We start from the raw sequence: 14376 nt of genomic DNA on the forward strand, positions 1-14376 counted from the left end.
CTCAATAGAGGTACGAGAGCAGGCTCATCAGCCGGATGTAGCCCGCGCCGAGCAGGTTCATCAGGAAGTTGTCGCCGGTGAACACCATCACCTCGGCCTGGCCACCGGGGCGGGCCCTGCCCAGCCGGCCCGCTTCGGCAGCGTCGAATTCGATCGCCACCGGGAAGCGCTGTGCCTGGCGCAGCCAGTCGCGGCTGTTCTGGATCGTCGGCAGCGTTCCGGCCGGCGCCTGCTGGCCGGAACTGACGCCACCGCCGACACTGCGCACACGGCCTTTGAGTACCTCGCCGGGCAGCACGTCGAGAATGATCGCCACCTCGTCGCCCGGATCGATGTTGCCGAGGTTGTTCTCGGTCAGGTCGGCGTTGATCCACAGGTCGTGGTTGGCGATCAGCGTCATCGCCGCCGCGCCCGCCTGGGCGAAATGGCCGACATCGGTGCGCAGGTCGGTGACGACGCCACGCCCGGGGGCGACCACCTTCGTGCGCGCCAGGTCGAGCTCGGCCTTCTCGATCGCCGAGCCCGCGCTGCGCAGTTGCGCGTTGTTGTCGCCGCTCTCGCCGGCCGCCTCCTGCGCCTTGCGCAGGTCGGCCTCGGCGGCCTTTTCCTGGCTGCGCGCCTGGATCCGGGTGGCCTGCGCGACCTCCAGCCGGCGCACCGAGATGGCGCCGGGGTCCTCCGCATAGAGCGATTCCTGCCGCGTCGCATCCTTGTCGGCCTTGACATGGTTGGCCTGCGCCGCCTGCAGCGAGGCGCGCGCGGCCTCCACCGTCGCCGCCGAAGCATTCACCGATCGCTGCACCGACTCGTAGTCCGAGCGGCTGCGCTGCAAGGCGATCCGGTACTGGCTCGGGTCGATGTTGAACAGCGGCTGCCCCGCCGCAACCGCGTCGTTGTTCCTGACGTGCACCGCCAGCACCTTGCCCGACACTTCGGCCGCCACCGGCACGACGAAGGCCTGGACTCTCGCCTGCGAGCTGTGCGGGGTCAGGCGGTCGGCGGCGAAATACCAGACCAGACTGACGGCGATCAGCGTCAGCACGAGGGTCGCGCCAATCCGCGTGCCCTTGCCCGGCTGCGCCGAAGACGGCTCCGCTGTCGCCCCGGCTGCTCCTTCGTCGTGCCCTGCGGTATCCTCACTCATGGCTCTTCGGTCCCCCCGGTCTGATCAGTTGTGGGCCCGTGTCGGGCGCCGGCAGTGGTTCCTGCAGCAGCTCCCGCCAGTCGCCGCGCTCGCCCATGGTTTCGCGGGTCGCGTCATCGAGCAGCGGGCGGCCCCGCCCCGCCAGCCAGCCGCCGCCCATCGCCTTGTACAAGGCGACCAGACTCTGCGCCACGCTGCCCTGGTTGTTCACCAGACGCTCCTGCTGGCTGAACAGCGTTCGCTGCGAATCGAGCACCCGCTCGAAGTTGGCCAGGCCTTCACGGTACTGGAGGTTGGCAATCGCCAGCGAGCGCTGCGCGGCCTTGACCGCTTCCTCGAGGATGGGGATCTGTTCGCGGTTCGTGGCAAACCCCACCGCCGCGTCATCGACCTCGCGCGCGGCCTGCAACACCGTCCCCTGATACTGCTCGTAGGCTTGCTGGAAGCGGGCGTCCTGCACCAGCACCTGGCCGGTCAGCCGGCCGTGATCGAAGACGTTCCAGACCAGGCTGGGGCCGAGGCCCCAGGCGAAGATCCGCGGCGATCCGGAGAGCGAGGTAGCCGACAGCCCGAGCGAGCCGAGCAGGGCGATCGATGGATAGAGATCGGCCACACTGACCCCGATCAGCGCCGACTGGGCCGCCAGTTGCAACTCGGCCGAGCGTACGTCGGGACGGCGGCGCAGCAGATCGGCCGGCAGGTCGACGATGATTCCGAGTTCGGCTTGCGGGATGGTGTTCCTGCCGCTCGCCATTTCGGGCAGCGGTCCGGGCGGCCGGGCGAGCAGCACGCTCAGCGCATTCCGGGTCTGACGCAGGCTGCCCTCAAGCTGCGGAATCGTCGACAGCGTACCGAGGTACTGCGCCCTGGCCTGCTGCACGTCGAGTTCAGAGTCGTTGCCATGTTTGAACAGCCGCTCGGTAATTTCCAGGCTGCGTTTCTGCAGCGCAACGTTTTCATGGGCGATCTTCAGCCGTAGTTCGATGGTGCGGATGGCGCAGTAGAAATTGGCGACCTGTGCGGCCATCAGCACCTGCAGATCGTCGTACTGCGCGATGCTGGCGAAGTAGCCGGCATCGGCGGCCTCGATACTGCGCCGGAACTTGCCCCAGAAATCGATTTCCCAGCCGACCGCAAGGCCGGCGTTGTACGCGGTCAGGCTGCTGTCGGGCCCGGTCGAACGTTCCTCGCCGGTGCGCAGAACCTTGCCGGTGAGCTGCTGTTGCTGTGGATAGAGCAGGCTGCCGGCAATCATCAGTTGCGCACGTGCTTCCAGGATACGCATCCCGGCGGTGCGCACGTTGGGATTCACGCGCTGGGCCTCGGCGATCAGTTGGTCGAGCACCGGATCGTTGAAGTTGCGCCACCACTCCTCGGTCTGCGCTCGCGCCTTGCCACGTTGTTCGGCGTTCAGCGACACCAGCGAACCGCCCGACCAGCCAGGCAGCCAGGAAACTTCAGGACGCTTGAAGTCGGGCCCGACCGCGGCGCAGCCACCGAGCAGCAGCGCCGCGGCGACGATGGAGAGCGGCAGGCCGGACGCCCCGGCAGGGCGTTTCCTCACCGGTTCAGAGCGTCATGGAAACCGAGTGGCTTGCGGTCGGTTGCCGCGCGCGCTCCGGGTTGTCATCGACCCAGCGCATGAAGATCTGGTAGCCCACCGCGAGTATCGCGGCGCCGACGAACATGCCGAGGATGCCGTCGGTCGCCATGCCGCCGAGCGCGCCGAGCAGGATCACCGGCATCGGCGCATCTACGCCGCGGCCGAGCATCAACGGTTTCAGCACGTTATCTACGGAGCCGGCGATCAGGATCAAGACGCTATAGGCAATGGCCGGCGTCGTCGCGTAATCGCCACTCGTCCACATCCAGCCGATGACGGGCAGCGTGACGATGGCGGCAGGCACCTGCGCGACGCCGAGCATGAGGGTGACCAGTGCCAGCGCGCCGGCGAACGGGACGTTCGCGATGATCAGCGAGATGCCGATCAGCAGCGCCTGGATGCAGGCGATGCCGATGACCCCCGAGGCCACGGCGCGCACCGTCGAGGTTGTGAGCTGGGTAAACTCGGCACCGCGGGCGATGCCGGCGACGCGTTCGAAGATCGCCTGCATGGCGGGTGCGCCCGCTTCAGCGTAGGCCATCATGATGCCGGCGATGATGAAAGAAAACAGGAATTTGAGCAGGCCGCCGCCCAGGCTGGCAACGATGCTCAACGCCTTGCTCGACAGTTCGCTGACCTTGGGCTGCATGCTCCTGACGAATGCCGGCAGGTCGTTGTGCGCCTGCGACCAGGTGGCATGTACCTTCTTGCCGACGATCGGCAGTGCAGCGATGCTTGCCGGCGGTGCAGGGAGACTGAGCGTGTTGTCATTGACCCCGTTGATCAACTCATGAACCGAATCGCCGAACGAACTGCTCAGCATCACTGTCGGCGTGACGATCAGGCCGAGGCCGAGCACGACGATCAGCATCGCCGCGCGCCCCTGCCTGCCGCCGACCCGCTTCGCGAGCTTCTGCTGCAGCGGATAGAGGGTGACCGCGAGGATCAGCGCCCACAGCATCATCGTCAGGAACGGCGCGAAGAAGTGGAAGCACAACCACACGAGGGCAAACACGAGGCCGGCGCGGATCAAGGTATCCAGCAGTCGCCGAGACAGGCGCTCTTCAAGTGCGTGATCAATCTCTTGTGGTGTATTCATTGGCGGGCTCCTGCTTGCAGAAAATGTCGGCGTAATCGGGAAAAGTTCGGAATCTAGCATAAACGGGGCGCTGGCAATGTTCACGCCCGGGAACTGTTGCGTTTTCGCCAATGCGGCTCGGGCGGCAAGGCGCAACCGTTTGACCGCGTGCATCGGCAGTTGGCAGGCCGGGATCTTGATGACCTTGGCCGCCTCGACGGCATCCGCTTCGCAGCATCGCCGGCTCCGTCTCCCCATCAGTTGGAATCCCCCGTTTTTCTCGAAGGACGGTGTTGTAAAGTAACGGGCTTCTGCCGCTGTGCCTCACCACCCCAGGAAGCCCGTTCATGGCCATCAAGAAATCCGACCTCTACTCGTCCCTCTGGGCTTCGTGCGATGAGCTGCGCGGCGGCATGGATGCCAGCCGGAATGGACGGGGGAACGATTGCTGTCCAAGCACCCTTCCGCCCCATTCAATCCGGACATCGCCAACGCCTTTTTCCGCAGCGGCCAGATAGAGGCCTGGGGGCGCGGGATCGAGCGCATGCTGCAAACCTGCCTGGAGGCGGGCCGGCCCTCGCCAGGGTTGCAAGTGGAGTCGATCGGAGTGTGGGTGACGTTCCCGTTTGCACCCGTGCAGGTCACGACGCCACGGAAGCCGGTAGAAATGCCGGTAGAAATGCCGGTAGAAATGCCGGTAGAAACGCGGGTAAAAACACCGGAGAAAATTCTTGCAGCGCTGAAAGCAAGGTCGGATTTGACCCTGGCAGGGCTGGCGTCATCCATCGGCAAGTCATTGAGTGCCGTTGAGCGGGCCACGGCAAGACTGGTGAGAGAAGAGAAACTGCGTTTTGTCGGCCCGAAAAAGGGCGGGCACTGGGAGGTGCTTGAATGAAAGCTCACGGACTCGTCGATGCCTGAATCGCGCTCCAAACGCAGTACGCAGAACCGCGGCATGCTGCAGGAATTGCTCACCGGGAGAATTTGCCTATCATGAATAACCTCAACCCTGGTCGAAAGGAAGCCGCCATGTCTCTATCCGAGCAAAGCATGCAATTTCTGGAAGAACACATTTCCGAACTTGCCCAGTCCGCGGTGACACAGGCTTACTGGCAGGCGCTGGCCGCGGGCAACAGCGTCCTGCAAAGCGACAACGGCGCGATCTATGAGGTATTCCCTGACGGTACGCGCACCCTGGTCAAAACGGTCACCCCACCCACCGCTGTGACGCCGGGTGAAACGCGGGCGCTGCGTTGAGTGCGCACATCCCTCGCCTGCGCATGTTTGCCGGTCCCAATGGGTCGGGAAAAGCACGAGCAAAGCGGAAGTGGGGCGGCTGCAGCCACCGGAGCGGGACCATTCGCCTGAACACCGATCTGGTCAGGAAACCCGGAGGCCTGCTGGAGTACGTCGTCGTACACGAAATGCTGCCTCTCCTTGAGCCGACGCACGGCGAGCGCTTCGTGGCGCTGCTGGAGCAGCACTACCCGAGTTGGCGCGAGGCGCGGGCGGTGTTGAATGAGTTGCCGCTGGCGGCGGAAAGGTGGACGGTGGAATAGCAGGTGCCTAGCCAACTAAGTCGCAAGAGATTTTGAAATTCATACTATGCTGAACCCCAACTCATGCTCATCAACCTGATCAACAACATCGCATTCCTGGTTGCCCTGGTGGCAGCGGGGCAGATTGTCATCAGGAGATTTCACAACCATGCGTTGAACCGCCAGGTCCTGCTCGGGCTCCTGTTTGGCGGGGTGACCCTTCTCGGCATGCTCAATCCGGTGAATTTTGCGCCGGGAATTATTTTCGATGGCCGTTCGATCGTGCTATCGGTCGCCGGTGTCGTCGGCGGCGGAATCACGGCGGCGATTGCGGCCGGCATGGCCGCTTTCTATCGCTATCAACTGGGAGGCAGCGGGGCAAAGGTCGGGGTTCTGGTCGTGGTGGTGTCCGCTTTGCTGGGCGTACTTGCAAGGCAGTGGTGCCAGCGAGGTGATGCCCTCCCGCTTCCATTGAAATATCTGTCGTTGGGCGTGCTGGTGCAACTGGCGCAGATGGTTGCGTTTACCCAGATTCCCAATCACGCGGGCTACATCTTTATCGAGCAGGCGTGGTGGGTACTGCTGCTGTTTTATCCACTCGCCACCATGCTGCTGTGCCTGATCTTTCGTGATCAGGAACTGCGACTGAAGGAGCAGGAGGCCTTGCAAGCCGCTCAGGAGTCCGCCATTCGGGAGCGGACCATGCTGCGCTCAGTGATCGACACCTTGCCTCACCTGATCTGGCTGAAAGACCCTGAAGGTGTTTATCTGGCCTGCAATCAGCGATTCGAGCAATTCTTTGGCGCCAGCGAACGGGAAGTTGTCGGCAAGACCGACTACGACTTCGTCGACCAGGCACTTGCCGATTTCTTTCGGGCCAATGATCGCGCCGCCATGGAAAAGAATGGCCCGTCGATCAATGAAGAAGAAATCGCCTTTGCTTGCGATGGCCATCGCGAATTGCTGGAAACCACCAAGAAGCCAATGCGTACTGCGGCTGGTGACCTGATCGGCGTTCTGGGAATCGCGCACGACATTTCGGAAATACGCAGCAAGGAACAAGCGCTACGCGAAAGCGAAGGCAGGTTTCGCCGGCTCGTGGAAAGCTCTCCCGACATCCTCTACACCTATTCCACGCAGCATGGCGGACAGTATTACTCGCCACAGGTTGAATACATCTTCGGTCGCTCCCGGGAAGAAATGTATGCAGCCCCTCGATGCTGGGTCGAGTCGATCCATCCGGATGACCAATCACTCGTGGCGAAGGCCGTCGATGGCTTGCGGCAGGGCATCAATTACAAGATCGAGTACCGCATCAGGGACGTCCAGGGGAACTGGCATTGGCTGTTCGATCGTTCGATCGGCTGCATGGCCAACGGCGACGAATTGATCATTGAGGGACTCGCCATTGACATCACTGAGCGCAAACGGATAGAGGTTGCCCTGCGCGACAGTGAAATGCGATATCGCATCCTTGCCGAACGGTCACCCCTGGCCATTCAGGTCTTCTCACCCGATGGAACGACCCTGCGCGTCAATTCCGCCTGGGAGCAATTGTGGCAAGCCTCGTTCTCGGACCTGAAGCATTACAACGTACTGGAAGATCAGCAACTGGAGGCGCTGGGTATTCTTCCCCTGTTGAGGAGAGTATTCGGAGGTGAAACCATCGAGTTTCCCGATCACCTGTACGACAAGGGGATTGTGCGGCCGGAGTTCAATGGCCAGGCATGCAAGTTCTGGCTGCGCGCTTATGCCTACCCGCTGACGAATGAAGAGGGGCAAGTTCTCGAGATCGTCGTGATTCAGGAAGATATCAGCGCCAGGAAAGCGGCAGAAGCGGATATTCTTGAATATCAGGCACACCTGCAACACGCTGTGGAGACGCGTACGAAAGAGCTTTCCGTTGCCAAGGAAGTCGCCGAAACCGCGAGCATCGCCAAGAGTGCTTTCCTGGCCAACATGAGCCACGAGATTCGGACACCGCTTAACGCCATCACCGGCATGGCCTACATTCTCCGTCGTTCTGGCCTCACGACTCAGCAAATCGACAATCTCGACAAGATCGAAGCCGCCGGCAACCACCTGCTCGAGATCATCAACGCCGTTCTCGACCTCTCCAAGATCGAAGCCGGCAAATTCACTCTGGAAGCTGTTCCGGTCCACGTCGGTACCTTGCTGGAAAATATCGTCTTCATGATTCCCCAGAAGGCCAGGGAGAAGAACATCGTCTTCCATACGGAAACCGTCGCGATTCCCCACCATCTGCTAGGCGACCCCACACGACTCCAGCAAGCCCTGCTCAACTATGTCGCCAATGCCCTCAAGTTCACCGAGCGAGGCCATATCACCCTCCGAGTAAAGGAAGAGGCACAGAGTGAGGAGACCATCACCCTCCGCTTTGAAGTTGAAGATACCGGTATTGGCATCGCCCCTGAGGCACTTCCGAAACTCTTCGGGGCATTCGAACAGGCCGACAGCACGACCACTCGCCAGTACGGCGGTACCGGACTTGGCCTGGCGATTACCAGGAAGATTGCTGAGCTCATGGGTGGCACGGCCGGGGTGAATAGCATCGAAGGCCAAGGCAGTACCTTCTGGTTTACTGCCATCCTGCGCAAGGTCGAATCTGGTGCCGGAGAATTCGCCAAGGTCGAGGTTGGGGAGGCCGAGCGGACGATCCAGCGGAACCATGTCGGCAAGCGCATCCTGCTGGCGGAAGACGAACCGATCAATCGGGACATTGCCCAGATATTGCTGGACGATGTGGGGCTTTCCATCGATCTTGCCGAGGATGGCCGGGTTGCCGTCGGGAAGGCCAGTGCCGGCCACTACGACCTGATCCTGATGGACATGCAGATGCCGCAAATGGACGGACTGGAGGCTACCCGTCAGATCCGGCAACTGGCTGGCTACTCGGAAATCCCGATCCTGGCGATGACGGCGAATGCCTTCGCCGAGGACAAGGCACGCTGTTTCGACGCAGGAATGAACGACTTCATCAGCAAGCCGGTGACGCCGGATGTTCTTTACGGGACCCTGTTGAAGTGGTTTGAAAATCGACAGGGCTAGGCTGCAGGTGTGTTGGCCGTAACTGTCATTCGGTTTGTGACGGCTCGATAGCCCGCCCGGTGTTGAGATAACACTACCTCTCGGGTAAGCAATTGCGACGGCAGCGGTGACCCGCCTGGCGGTTCAGAAGCCGCTTTCCTGGATGAGCAGGGAGAAGGTTCTGATCAGGAAACTGTAAGCCAGGCTCTGGCCCTTGCCGGTCATCGCGACGCTGCCGCGGACCTCGCGCCAGTTCTGAGGTGGTTCGTGGAGGAGAATGCTCACCCGGTAGAGGGATTCGACGGGTTGCAACTCGTGACCACCGCTGACGGTCGCGATGGCTCCGCCCTGACGCGTGGTGAGCATGGCATGCGGCAGACGCTGGCTGCGTGCCTTGTCGATCTCGACGATCTCTCCGATCAGGGCCGTGTTCTGGTGTTCGGGGAAAAAGCGACAGTTCGCCCCGACCTCAAGACGTTCGATCTCGGCCTGGCCAACGTAGGTGTCCACCACCCACGTCGCCGGATCGATCAGAATGCCGATCGGCTTTTGTGTTCCCGCCCAACTGCCCGTACCGGCCAGCGGGTCGACATCGAGCCAGTGGCCGCCAAACTCGGCGCGGATACGCAGACGGTCGAGTTCCTCATTCACCGACTGGCCCCGGGCAACTTGTTCACCGAGGCGCTCGCGGGTGGTGTTGCGCTGCGCGAGGCCGCCCTCGACAGCTTCGATGCCGCTCAGACGGGCGCCCAGCGCGGCGATGTTGCCGCGCGTCTGGTGCTCCTGATCGTGCAGATCCGGGCTGTCGAGTCGAACCAGTTCCTCGCCGGCGCGGACCGCACCGGCGTCGCGAACGAAAGCGACCTGTGCCGGGAAGGGCGCGAAGACGCGTTGCTGTCGCAAGGGATGGAGCAGGCCCGGGCCGTGGACGTCACGGCGCCACGGGAAGACGACGAGTATGACAAGCACGAGGAAGGCTGCCTGCCAGAGGCGCTGTCGGGGACGCGGCGTTTCCAACCAGCGAACGCGCCACACGCGCGCCTCTGACCACACCGGTCGGGCGATGAACCAGGTAATCTCGACGACCAGGAGCAGGATGCCGAGCAGCTTGAAAAAAAAGAAATAGACCAGCAGGGCGATGGCGAGAAATATCGCCAGCCGGTACACCCAGGTGGCCAGGGCGAAGCCAACCAGGGCACGGCGCTGCCAGGGCGGGAAATACTCCGGGTCGGGTTCGTTCCAGCCGAAGAGGGTGCGCCGCAGGGCGGCGCGGGCGAGTGCGCCGGAACGTTCGTGAAGGTTCGGCAGGTCGAGCAGGTCGGAGAGGATGAAATACCCGTCGAAGCGCATGAACGGGCTGGCGTTGAGCGCCAGGGAGAGGGTCCAACTGGTGGTTGCGAGATAGAAGGCCGCGCTGCGTAACGGTCCTGGCTCGGCCAGGCTCCAGAGCAGCGTGGCCAGGCCCGCCAGAGCCAGTTCGGCGGTGATGCCGGCGGCGGCCACGGCGAGGCGCTGGCTGCGCTTGCGCAGTTTCCACGACTCGCCGGTATCGGTGTAGAGCATTGGCCAGAGCACGACGAAAGCGATCCCCATGTGCGCCACACGGACGCCGAAGCGCGTCGCAACCAGCGCATGGGCGAGTTCGTGGAGTGCCTTGGCGCAGGTCAGGGCGAGCAGGAAGGCGAGCAGTCCTGGTGCGGAGACCGACTCGACCAGGGTGCTGACAAACAACTCCCAGTGGCGCGCAACCAGCAGCAGCCCGGTGACGATCGCCGCCAGCGTGGCCCACGCCGCCCACGGTCGAAACAGTGGCGCGAGCGTTCTGGCCAGGCGTTGCAGGGCGAACTGCGGGCGAATCAACGGGATGCGGAAGAACAGGTAGTGGTGCAGCCACCACTGCCAGCGTCGCCAGGAGCCGGGCTGACGGGCCTGACTCAGCAATTGTGCGAGCCGGTCGCCATCGGGACGGAGCAGGGAGTGTTGCGCGAGAAAGTGCTCGAAGGCCTTAAGCTGGCCGGTGTCCGGCTGCAGCGGCGTGTCGTGCGCGATCGCCGCGGCCACTTGCGGTAATGGCGCGCCCCAGCGCAACAGGCATTCGAACTCCAGCCAACCGATGCGGTAGAAGCGGTTGACCACCGGATCCTCGATCACCCAGGCGGGTGAACCGTCGGCCTCGGCAGCAGCTTCGTGCAGCCGCAGATCTTCGCGCAGTGCGCTGGGTGTTTCGCTTCGCATGCCCTCGTTCAGACGCCCAGGCGCTCGCGCAGCGCCGCGAGCGGGCGACGGATCAGGTGGTAGCCGAGTACCACCCAGCCGCCCGAGACCTTGGCCGTGCCGCGCAGCCCGATGCGGACGTCGCTCGGCGGGCTGCTGAAGCGTCCTCGCAGCCGGTAGCTGGGGATTCCTTCGTCGGAAAGAGTGGCTTGGTAGCTGGTCTGGAAGATCTCCCCGGCGAGTGGCGACAGGGGTTGCGTGGTCAGGAAGAGTTTGACCGGTGCCCCCTCCTCGAGGGCGATGGCATCGGCTACTGGCAGGTGCACCAAGACCCCGAGGTGAGCCGGATCGGCGATCTGCATGATGCGCTCGCCGGTGACCACCGGTTTGCCGATCCAGTCATTGATGTCGCCGAAGACGGCAACGCCGTCGCGCACCGCGAGAACGTCGATACGCGCCAACTGGTTGGTGATCGCCGCCAACTCGGCGCGCTTTTCCTGTGCGCGCCCGTTGAGCAAGGTGATCTCGCTCTTGCTCTGGGCATTGTCGAAGGCCTTTTGTGTGGCCGAGAGCAACTCGGCATCGGCCACCAGGACCGAACGCTGGGCAACTTCCAGGCGGCTGGCGAGGGTCGTGTCATCGAGCGAGAATAGCGCCTGGCCGGTGACAACCGCCTGGTTGGGACGGACATGGAAGGTCTTGATGACGCCTTCGAGCGGTGAGGCGACGGTGATGGCGTCCAGCGAAATCACCTCCGCTGGACCCAGCGCGGTCTGGCGCACCGGCAGCAGACAGAGAACTGCTGCGGCGATCAGGCCAATGCGCTTCTGCCGACGGCTGATGTTCGGTCGCCAGCGCCGGTCGTTGCGGGTCAGCAGATCCCAGTGGTGCGCGTAACTGGCGAACAGGCGCAGCAGATGCGGAACGAGCGCTGCCGCGGGCGGTTCGTCGACAAGAAAGCAGAGATGGCCGAGAGGCGACCCGGACTGCCGGTACAACGGCACATGCCAGAGCACGGCCGACCACCACTCCTGCCAGCCGTCACGCAGATCATCGCGTTCGGCAGGGAGCGCGTCGGCAGTCAGCCAGCGCATGGCGCCTTGGCCACTGACTTCTGAGGACAAAGTGCCTTGCAGCCAGGTGGCCATTCTCCGGAGCCACACGAGATACGGCGAATCTTCAGTCGGTCGGGCGAGACCGGAAACCGCAGCCAGCTCCCATGCCTGTCGTGGCTGGGCGAAAACCAGCGCCTGGCGGAAATGCAGCAGCGGGTAGACGTCATTGGCGATGACCACCATCAATTCCGACGCCGTTGCGACCGCACGGGCTCGTTCTTCGAGCGCAGCGATCGCGCCGTAGAGGGCAACGTCGTTGGTCATTGTCTGGTGTGACTCAGGGTGTCCCGGGGAAACGGGCGACACCACTCATTCCCGGCAGGAGTTCGGCCGGCGTGCCCTGCAGGCGACCCTCGATTTCGACAGTCTGCGACACCGCGTCGACACGCGAATTGATCGCCGTCACCTTGGCCGGGTAGGTTTTTCCGGTTTCCAGGACGGCAACCTCGAACGGGCTGCCCTCCCTGATCTGGCGCAGGTAGGTCGAGGGAATGTTGAGGCGCAGTTTGAGCGGTCCGTTACTCACCAAATCCATCAGTGGAGCACCGGCGCTGACCCCCTGGTAAGGCTTGACGTACAGTTTGGCAACGCGGCCGCTGAAGGGGGCCGAAACGATGCAGTAGGCGGTCTGCGAGCGGGCCAGCGCGACCGCACCGCGTGCCTTGTCGGCGGTGGCCCTGGCGAGCTTGAGTTCCATGTCGCCAGCGGCATCCATCTCCTTGAGCTTGCGTTTGGTGTCAAGTGTTTCCACGGCCGCGGCAAGCTCGGCATCGGCCATCTTGCGGCGGGCGTCGGCCTCTGCGCAGTCCATCTGCAGGACAGGCCGCCCCTTGCTGACGTGAGAGCCCAGCGTGGCGGCAATGGTTTCGATGCGTCCGGGCATCTGGGCAACCAATGTCGTTTCGAGTTCAGGGGTCAGAACAATGCGGATGGCGTCAGGGTCGGTGCTTGCCGCGCGCGCGGGAGTTGCCCTGGTTGTGGCGGTCGTTGCCGGCGGTATGTTGGCGGTCTGTGCCTGAGTCGTGCCGACGGCCAGCGTGATCAGCAGGAGGAGCAGCGATTTATCCACTCTTGGCACTTTCCTTGAGGTCGAAGGCCGGGCCGGTCAGTACGTTTTTCTCCCATTGCCTGAGGGTGGCGTCGATGGCTGCCGCCAGCGCCTTGATGTCGTGGCTTTCAATTGCTTCGGGCATGACGTCGAGACCGACGGAGTTGTAGACACGCCCCCAGGCGGCTTGAGCATTCGAGTAGGTGGCGTGGTGCTGGTAACGCGAAAGGAGCGCCCGTGCCTCGGCCCGGATCACTTCGAGGTCGGAGTCGAAGGTGGTTCTGGCAGCCGCCTGAGCGTAGCGCAAAAGCTCTTCGTCGACGCGCAGGCTCTCTTCGGCGACATTGAACTCGGCACGTGACAGGGCGTAACGCTGAACGCCGACGCGTACCTGGGTCAGTACCGCCATCGACAGGGCCATGCGGCGCATGTCGTCGGTCTTGTTCTGGCTTTCCTGTGCGCGCTCGAGTGCCGGCAACTGGGCGAGCTTCATGATGTTCCACGAAACCCGCAGTCCGGTATCGATCCAGGCCTGATTGTAGAGATAGATGTTCGAATCATGCACGCCGCTGATATCGAAGGAGACATTCGGCCAGACGAGCAACTTGGCTGCCTTGATGTCGTTTTCGGTGACGCGCTTGCGATACCACTCTTCCATGATCTCGGGTCGTTGCCGCAGGGCCAGCGATTCCAGGGCGGTGACATTGCCCGGCGGCAGTGGCAAGGGTTCGATTTTCGTATCGTCGGCAAGGACGATATTGACGCCGGGGGGAACCGACATCAGTGCCGCCAACTCGGCCTTGGCGAGCTCCAGATCCTGGCGCCGCAAGGAGAGCAGGTTGACTGCGTCGAGCAGCGCACGCTGGTAGGCAAGCACCTGGGCGCGCGGCATCAGGCCCTCGCGCTCGACCCTGCGTGCCGTCTGCAGAGCTGTGCGAACGCGTCCAAGCAGACCGTCCACCTGATGCAGCAGCCGTTGTGCTCCGAGCGCCCGCCAGTACGAGTTGCGCACATCCTGGAGGACGTTCTGAACCACTTTGCGACGCCGTTCGTCGGCCATCAGCACCTGGTCGGCCTTCTGCTGCGCGCGATAGTAGGAAACGCCGAAGTCGAGCAGGTTCCAGGAGAGCGAGAGATTGGCCAGCGTCTGGTGGCGCTGCTGCGAAGTCGAGGGACTGAGCGTTTGCTCACCGGTCTCGATGCTCACCGAAGTACCGCCGGAATCGTTGTTGCGAGAGATGTAACCGGCGCCGGCAACCAGACGGGGCAGCATCTCGTACTTCGAGACATCGTAGAGGTTTTTGCTCAGCGAGTTCTCCATCAACTTCAGGCGATAGTCCAGGTTGTACTTGAGCGCGCGCGCGGCAGCTTCCTGGAAAGTGATCGGAGAGGTAATGGGCTCCTGGTCGGCGTACATCGCCTTCTCGTCCTGTACAACGCGCTCCTCGATTTCGTGGCGTGTGAAAGCGGTCGGGTCGATGGTGCCGCAACTGGCGGTGAGCAGCGAGGCCGCCAGCAAGGTGGCGATCCGGGTCAAGCGGTGAGGGTTCATCAGGGCTCCGAATGAAGTGGCAGGGTCGGGTTGCAA

At 63.1% G+C, this 14376-nt stretch carries 10 protein-coding genes and 1 pseudogene; 4 read left to right on the forward strand and 7 right to left on the reverse strand.

The window, feature by feature from the left end:
- Position 1: 1 nt before the first annotated feature.
- Genes AC15MQ_RS17475 through AC15MQ_RS17485 form a run of 3 tightly spaced genes read right to left on the reverse strand, consistent with a single transcriptional unit; the run spans position 2 to position 3846 of the window.
- On the reverse strand, positions 2-1144 hold the full coding sequence (locus tag AC15MQ_RS17475; RefSeq protein ID WP_483080805.1) for an HlyD family secretion protein: 1143 nt from the start codon (positions 1142-1144) through the stop codon (positions 2-4).
- Positions 1137-2708 (reverse strand): efflux transporter outer membrane subunit, encoded by a 1572-nt coding sequence (locus tag AC15MQ_RS17480; protein ID WP_483080806.1) that lies wholly within the window; start codon positions 2706-2708, stop codon positions 1137-1139. Before AC15MQ_RS17480 ends, AC15MQ_RS17475 begins: the two co-directional genes overlap by 8 nt.
- Before the next feature lie 4 nt (positions 2709-2712).
- Positions 2713-3846, reverse strand: coding sequence for an AI-2E family transporter (locus AC15MQ_RS17485; protein WP_483080834.1), 1134 nt, complete (start codon positions 3844-3846; stop codon positions 2713-2715).
- Positions 3847-4270: 424 nt separating this feature from the next.
- Between AC15MQ_RS17485 and AC15MQ_RS17490 the strand changes: the two genes are divergently transcribed.
- The 4 genes and pseudogenes from AC15MQ_RS17490 to AC15MQ_RS17505 all read left to right on the forward strand — a co-directional run bounded on the left by AC15MQ_RS17490 (position 4271) and on the right by AC15MQ_RS17505 (position 8432).
- A complete protein-coding gene (locus AC15MQ_RS17490) occupies positions 4271-4720 on the forward strand; it encodes an ATP-binding protein (protein WP_483080807.1) in 450 nt (149 codons plus the stop codon).
- A 134-nt stretch (positions 4721-4854) separates the two neighbouring features.
- Complete coding sequence (locus AC15MQ_RS17495; RefSeq protein ID WP_483080808.1) at positions 4855-5082, forward strand: hypothetical protein; 228 nt, start codon at positions 4855-4857, stop codon at positions 5080-5082.
- Between the two features lie 56 nt (positions 5083-5138).
- Positions 5139-5384, forward strand: a pseudogene (locus AC15MQ_RS17500) (M48 metallopeptidase family protein); the annotation flags it as partial.
- Positions 5385-5447: 63 nt separating this feature from the next.
- Entirely contained in the window at positions 5448-8432 is a 2985-nt protein-coding gene (locus tag AC15MQ_RS17505) for a PAS domain S-box protein (RefSeq protein ID WP_483080809.1), read from the forward strand.
- Positions 8433-8555: 123 nt separating this feature from the next.
- Here the strand turns inward: AC15MQ_RS17505 and AC15MQ_RS17510 are convergent, their stop codons facing one another.
- Genes AC15MQ_RS17510 through AC15MQ_RS17525 form a run of 4 tightly spaced genes read right to left on the reverse strand, consistent with a single transcriptional unit; the run spans position 8556 to position 14340 of the window.
- Complete coding sequence (locus AC15MQ_RS17510; RefSeq protein ID WP_483080810.1) at positions 8556-10646, reverse strand: site-2 protease family protein; 2091 nt, start codon at positions 10644-10646, stop codon at positions 8556-8558.
- 8 nt (positions 10647-10654) lie between these two features.
- Positions 10655-12004: an efflux RND transporter periplasmic adaptor subunit gene (locus AC15MQ_RS17515; protein ID WP_483080811.1), complete on the reverse strand. Its 1350-nt coding sequence runs from the start codon at positions 12002-12004 to the stop codon at positions 10655-10657.
- Positions 12005-12017: 13 nt separating this feature from the next.
- A complete protein-coding gene (locus tag AC15MQ_RS17520) occupies positions 12018-12809 on the reverse strand; it encodes an efflux RND transporter periplasmic adaptor subunit (protein WP_287653534.1) in 792 nt (263 codons plus the stop codon).
- Positions 12802-14340: a TolC family protein gene (locus tag AC15MQ_RS17525; RefSeq protein ID WP_483080812.1), complete on the reverse strand. Its 1539-nt coding sequence runs from the start codon at positions 14338-14340 to the stop codon at positions 12802-12804. Before AC15MQ_RS17525 ends, AC15MQ_RS17520 begins: the two co-directional genes overlap by 8 nt.
- Positions 14341-14376: the final 36 nt, after the last annotated feature.

It is taken from the genome of Candidatus Accumulibacter propinquus, assembly GCF_056856495.1.

What these genes read in the sequence shown, in the direction of transcription:
- AC15MQ_RS17475 (WP_483080805.1), bottom strand. Translation starts at nt 1,144, where the DNA reads ATGAGTGAGGATACCGCAGGGCACGACGAAGGAGCAGCCGGGGCGACA.
- AC15MQ_RS17485 (WP_483080834.1), bottom strand. Translation starts at nt 3,846, where the DNA reads ATGAATACACCACAAGAGATTGATCACGCACTTGAAGAGCGCCTGTCT.
- AC15MQ_RS17495 (WP_483080808.1), top strand. Translation starts at nt 4,855, where the DNA reads ATGTCTCTATCCGAGCAAAGCATGCAATTTCTGGAAGAACACATTTCC.
- AC15MQ_RS17505 (WP_483080809.1), top strand. Translation starts at nt 5,448, where the DNA reads ATGCTCATCAACCTGATCAACAACATCGCATTCCTGGTTGCCCTGGTG.
- AC15MQ_RS17510 (WP_483080810.1), bottom strand. Translation starts at nt 10,646, where the DNA reads ATGCGAAGCGAAACACCCAGCGCACTGCGCGAAGATCTGCGGCTGCAC.
- AC15MQ_RS17515 (WP_483080811.1), bottom strand. Translation starts at nt 12,004, where the DNA reads ATGACCAACGACGTTGCCCTCTACGGCGCGATCGCTGCGCTCGAAGAA.
- AC15MQ_RS17525 (WP_483080812.1), bottom strand. Translation starts at nt 14,340, where the DNA reads ATGAACCCTCACCGCTTGACCCGGATCGCCACCTTGCTGGCGGCCTCG.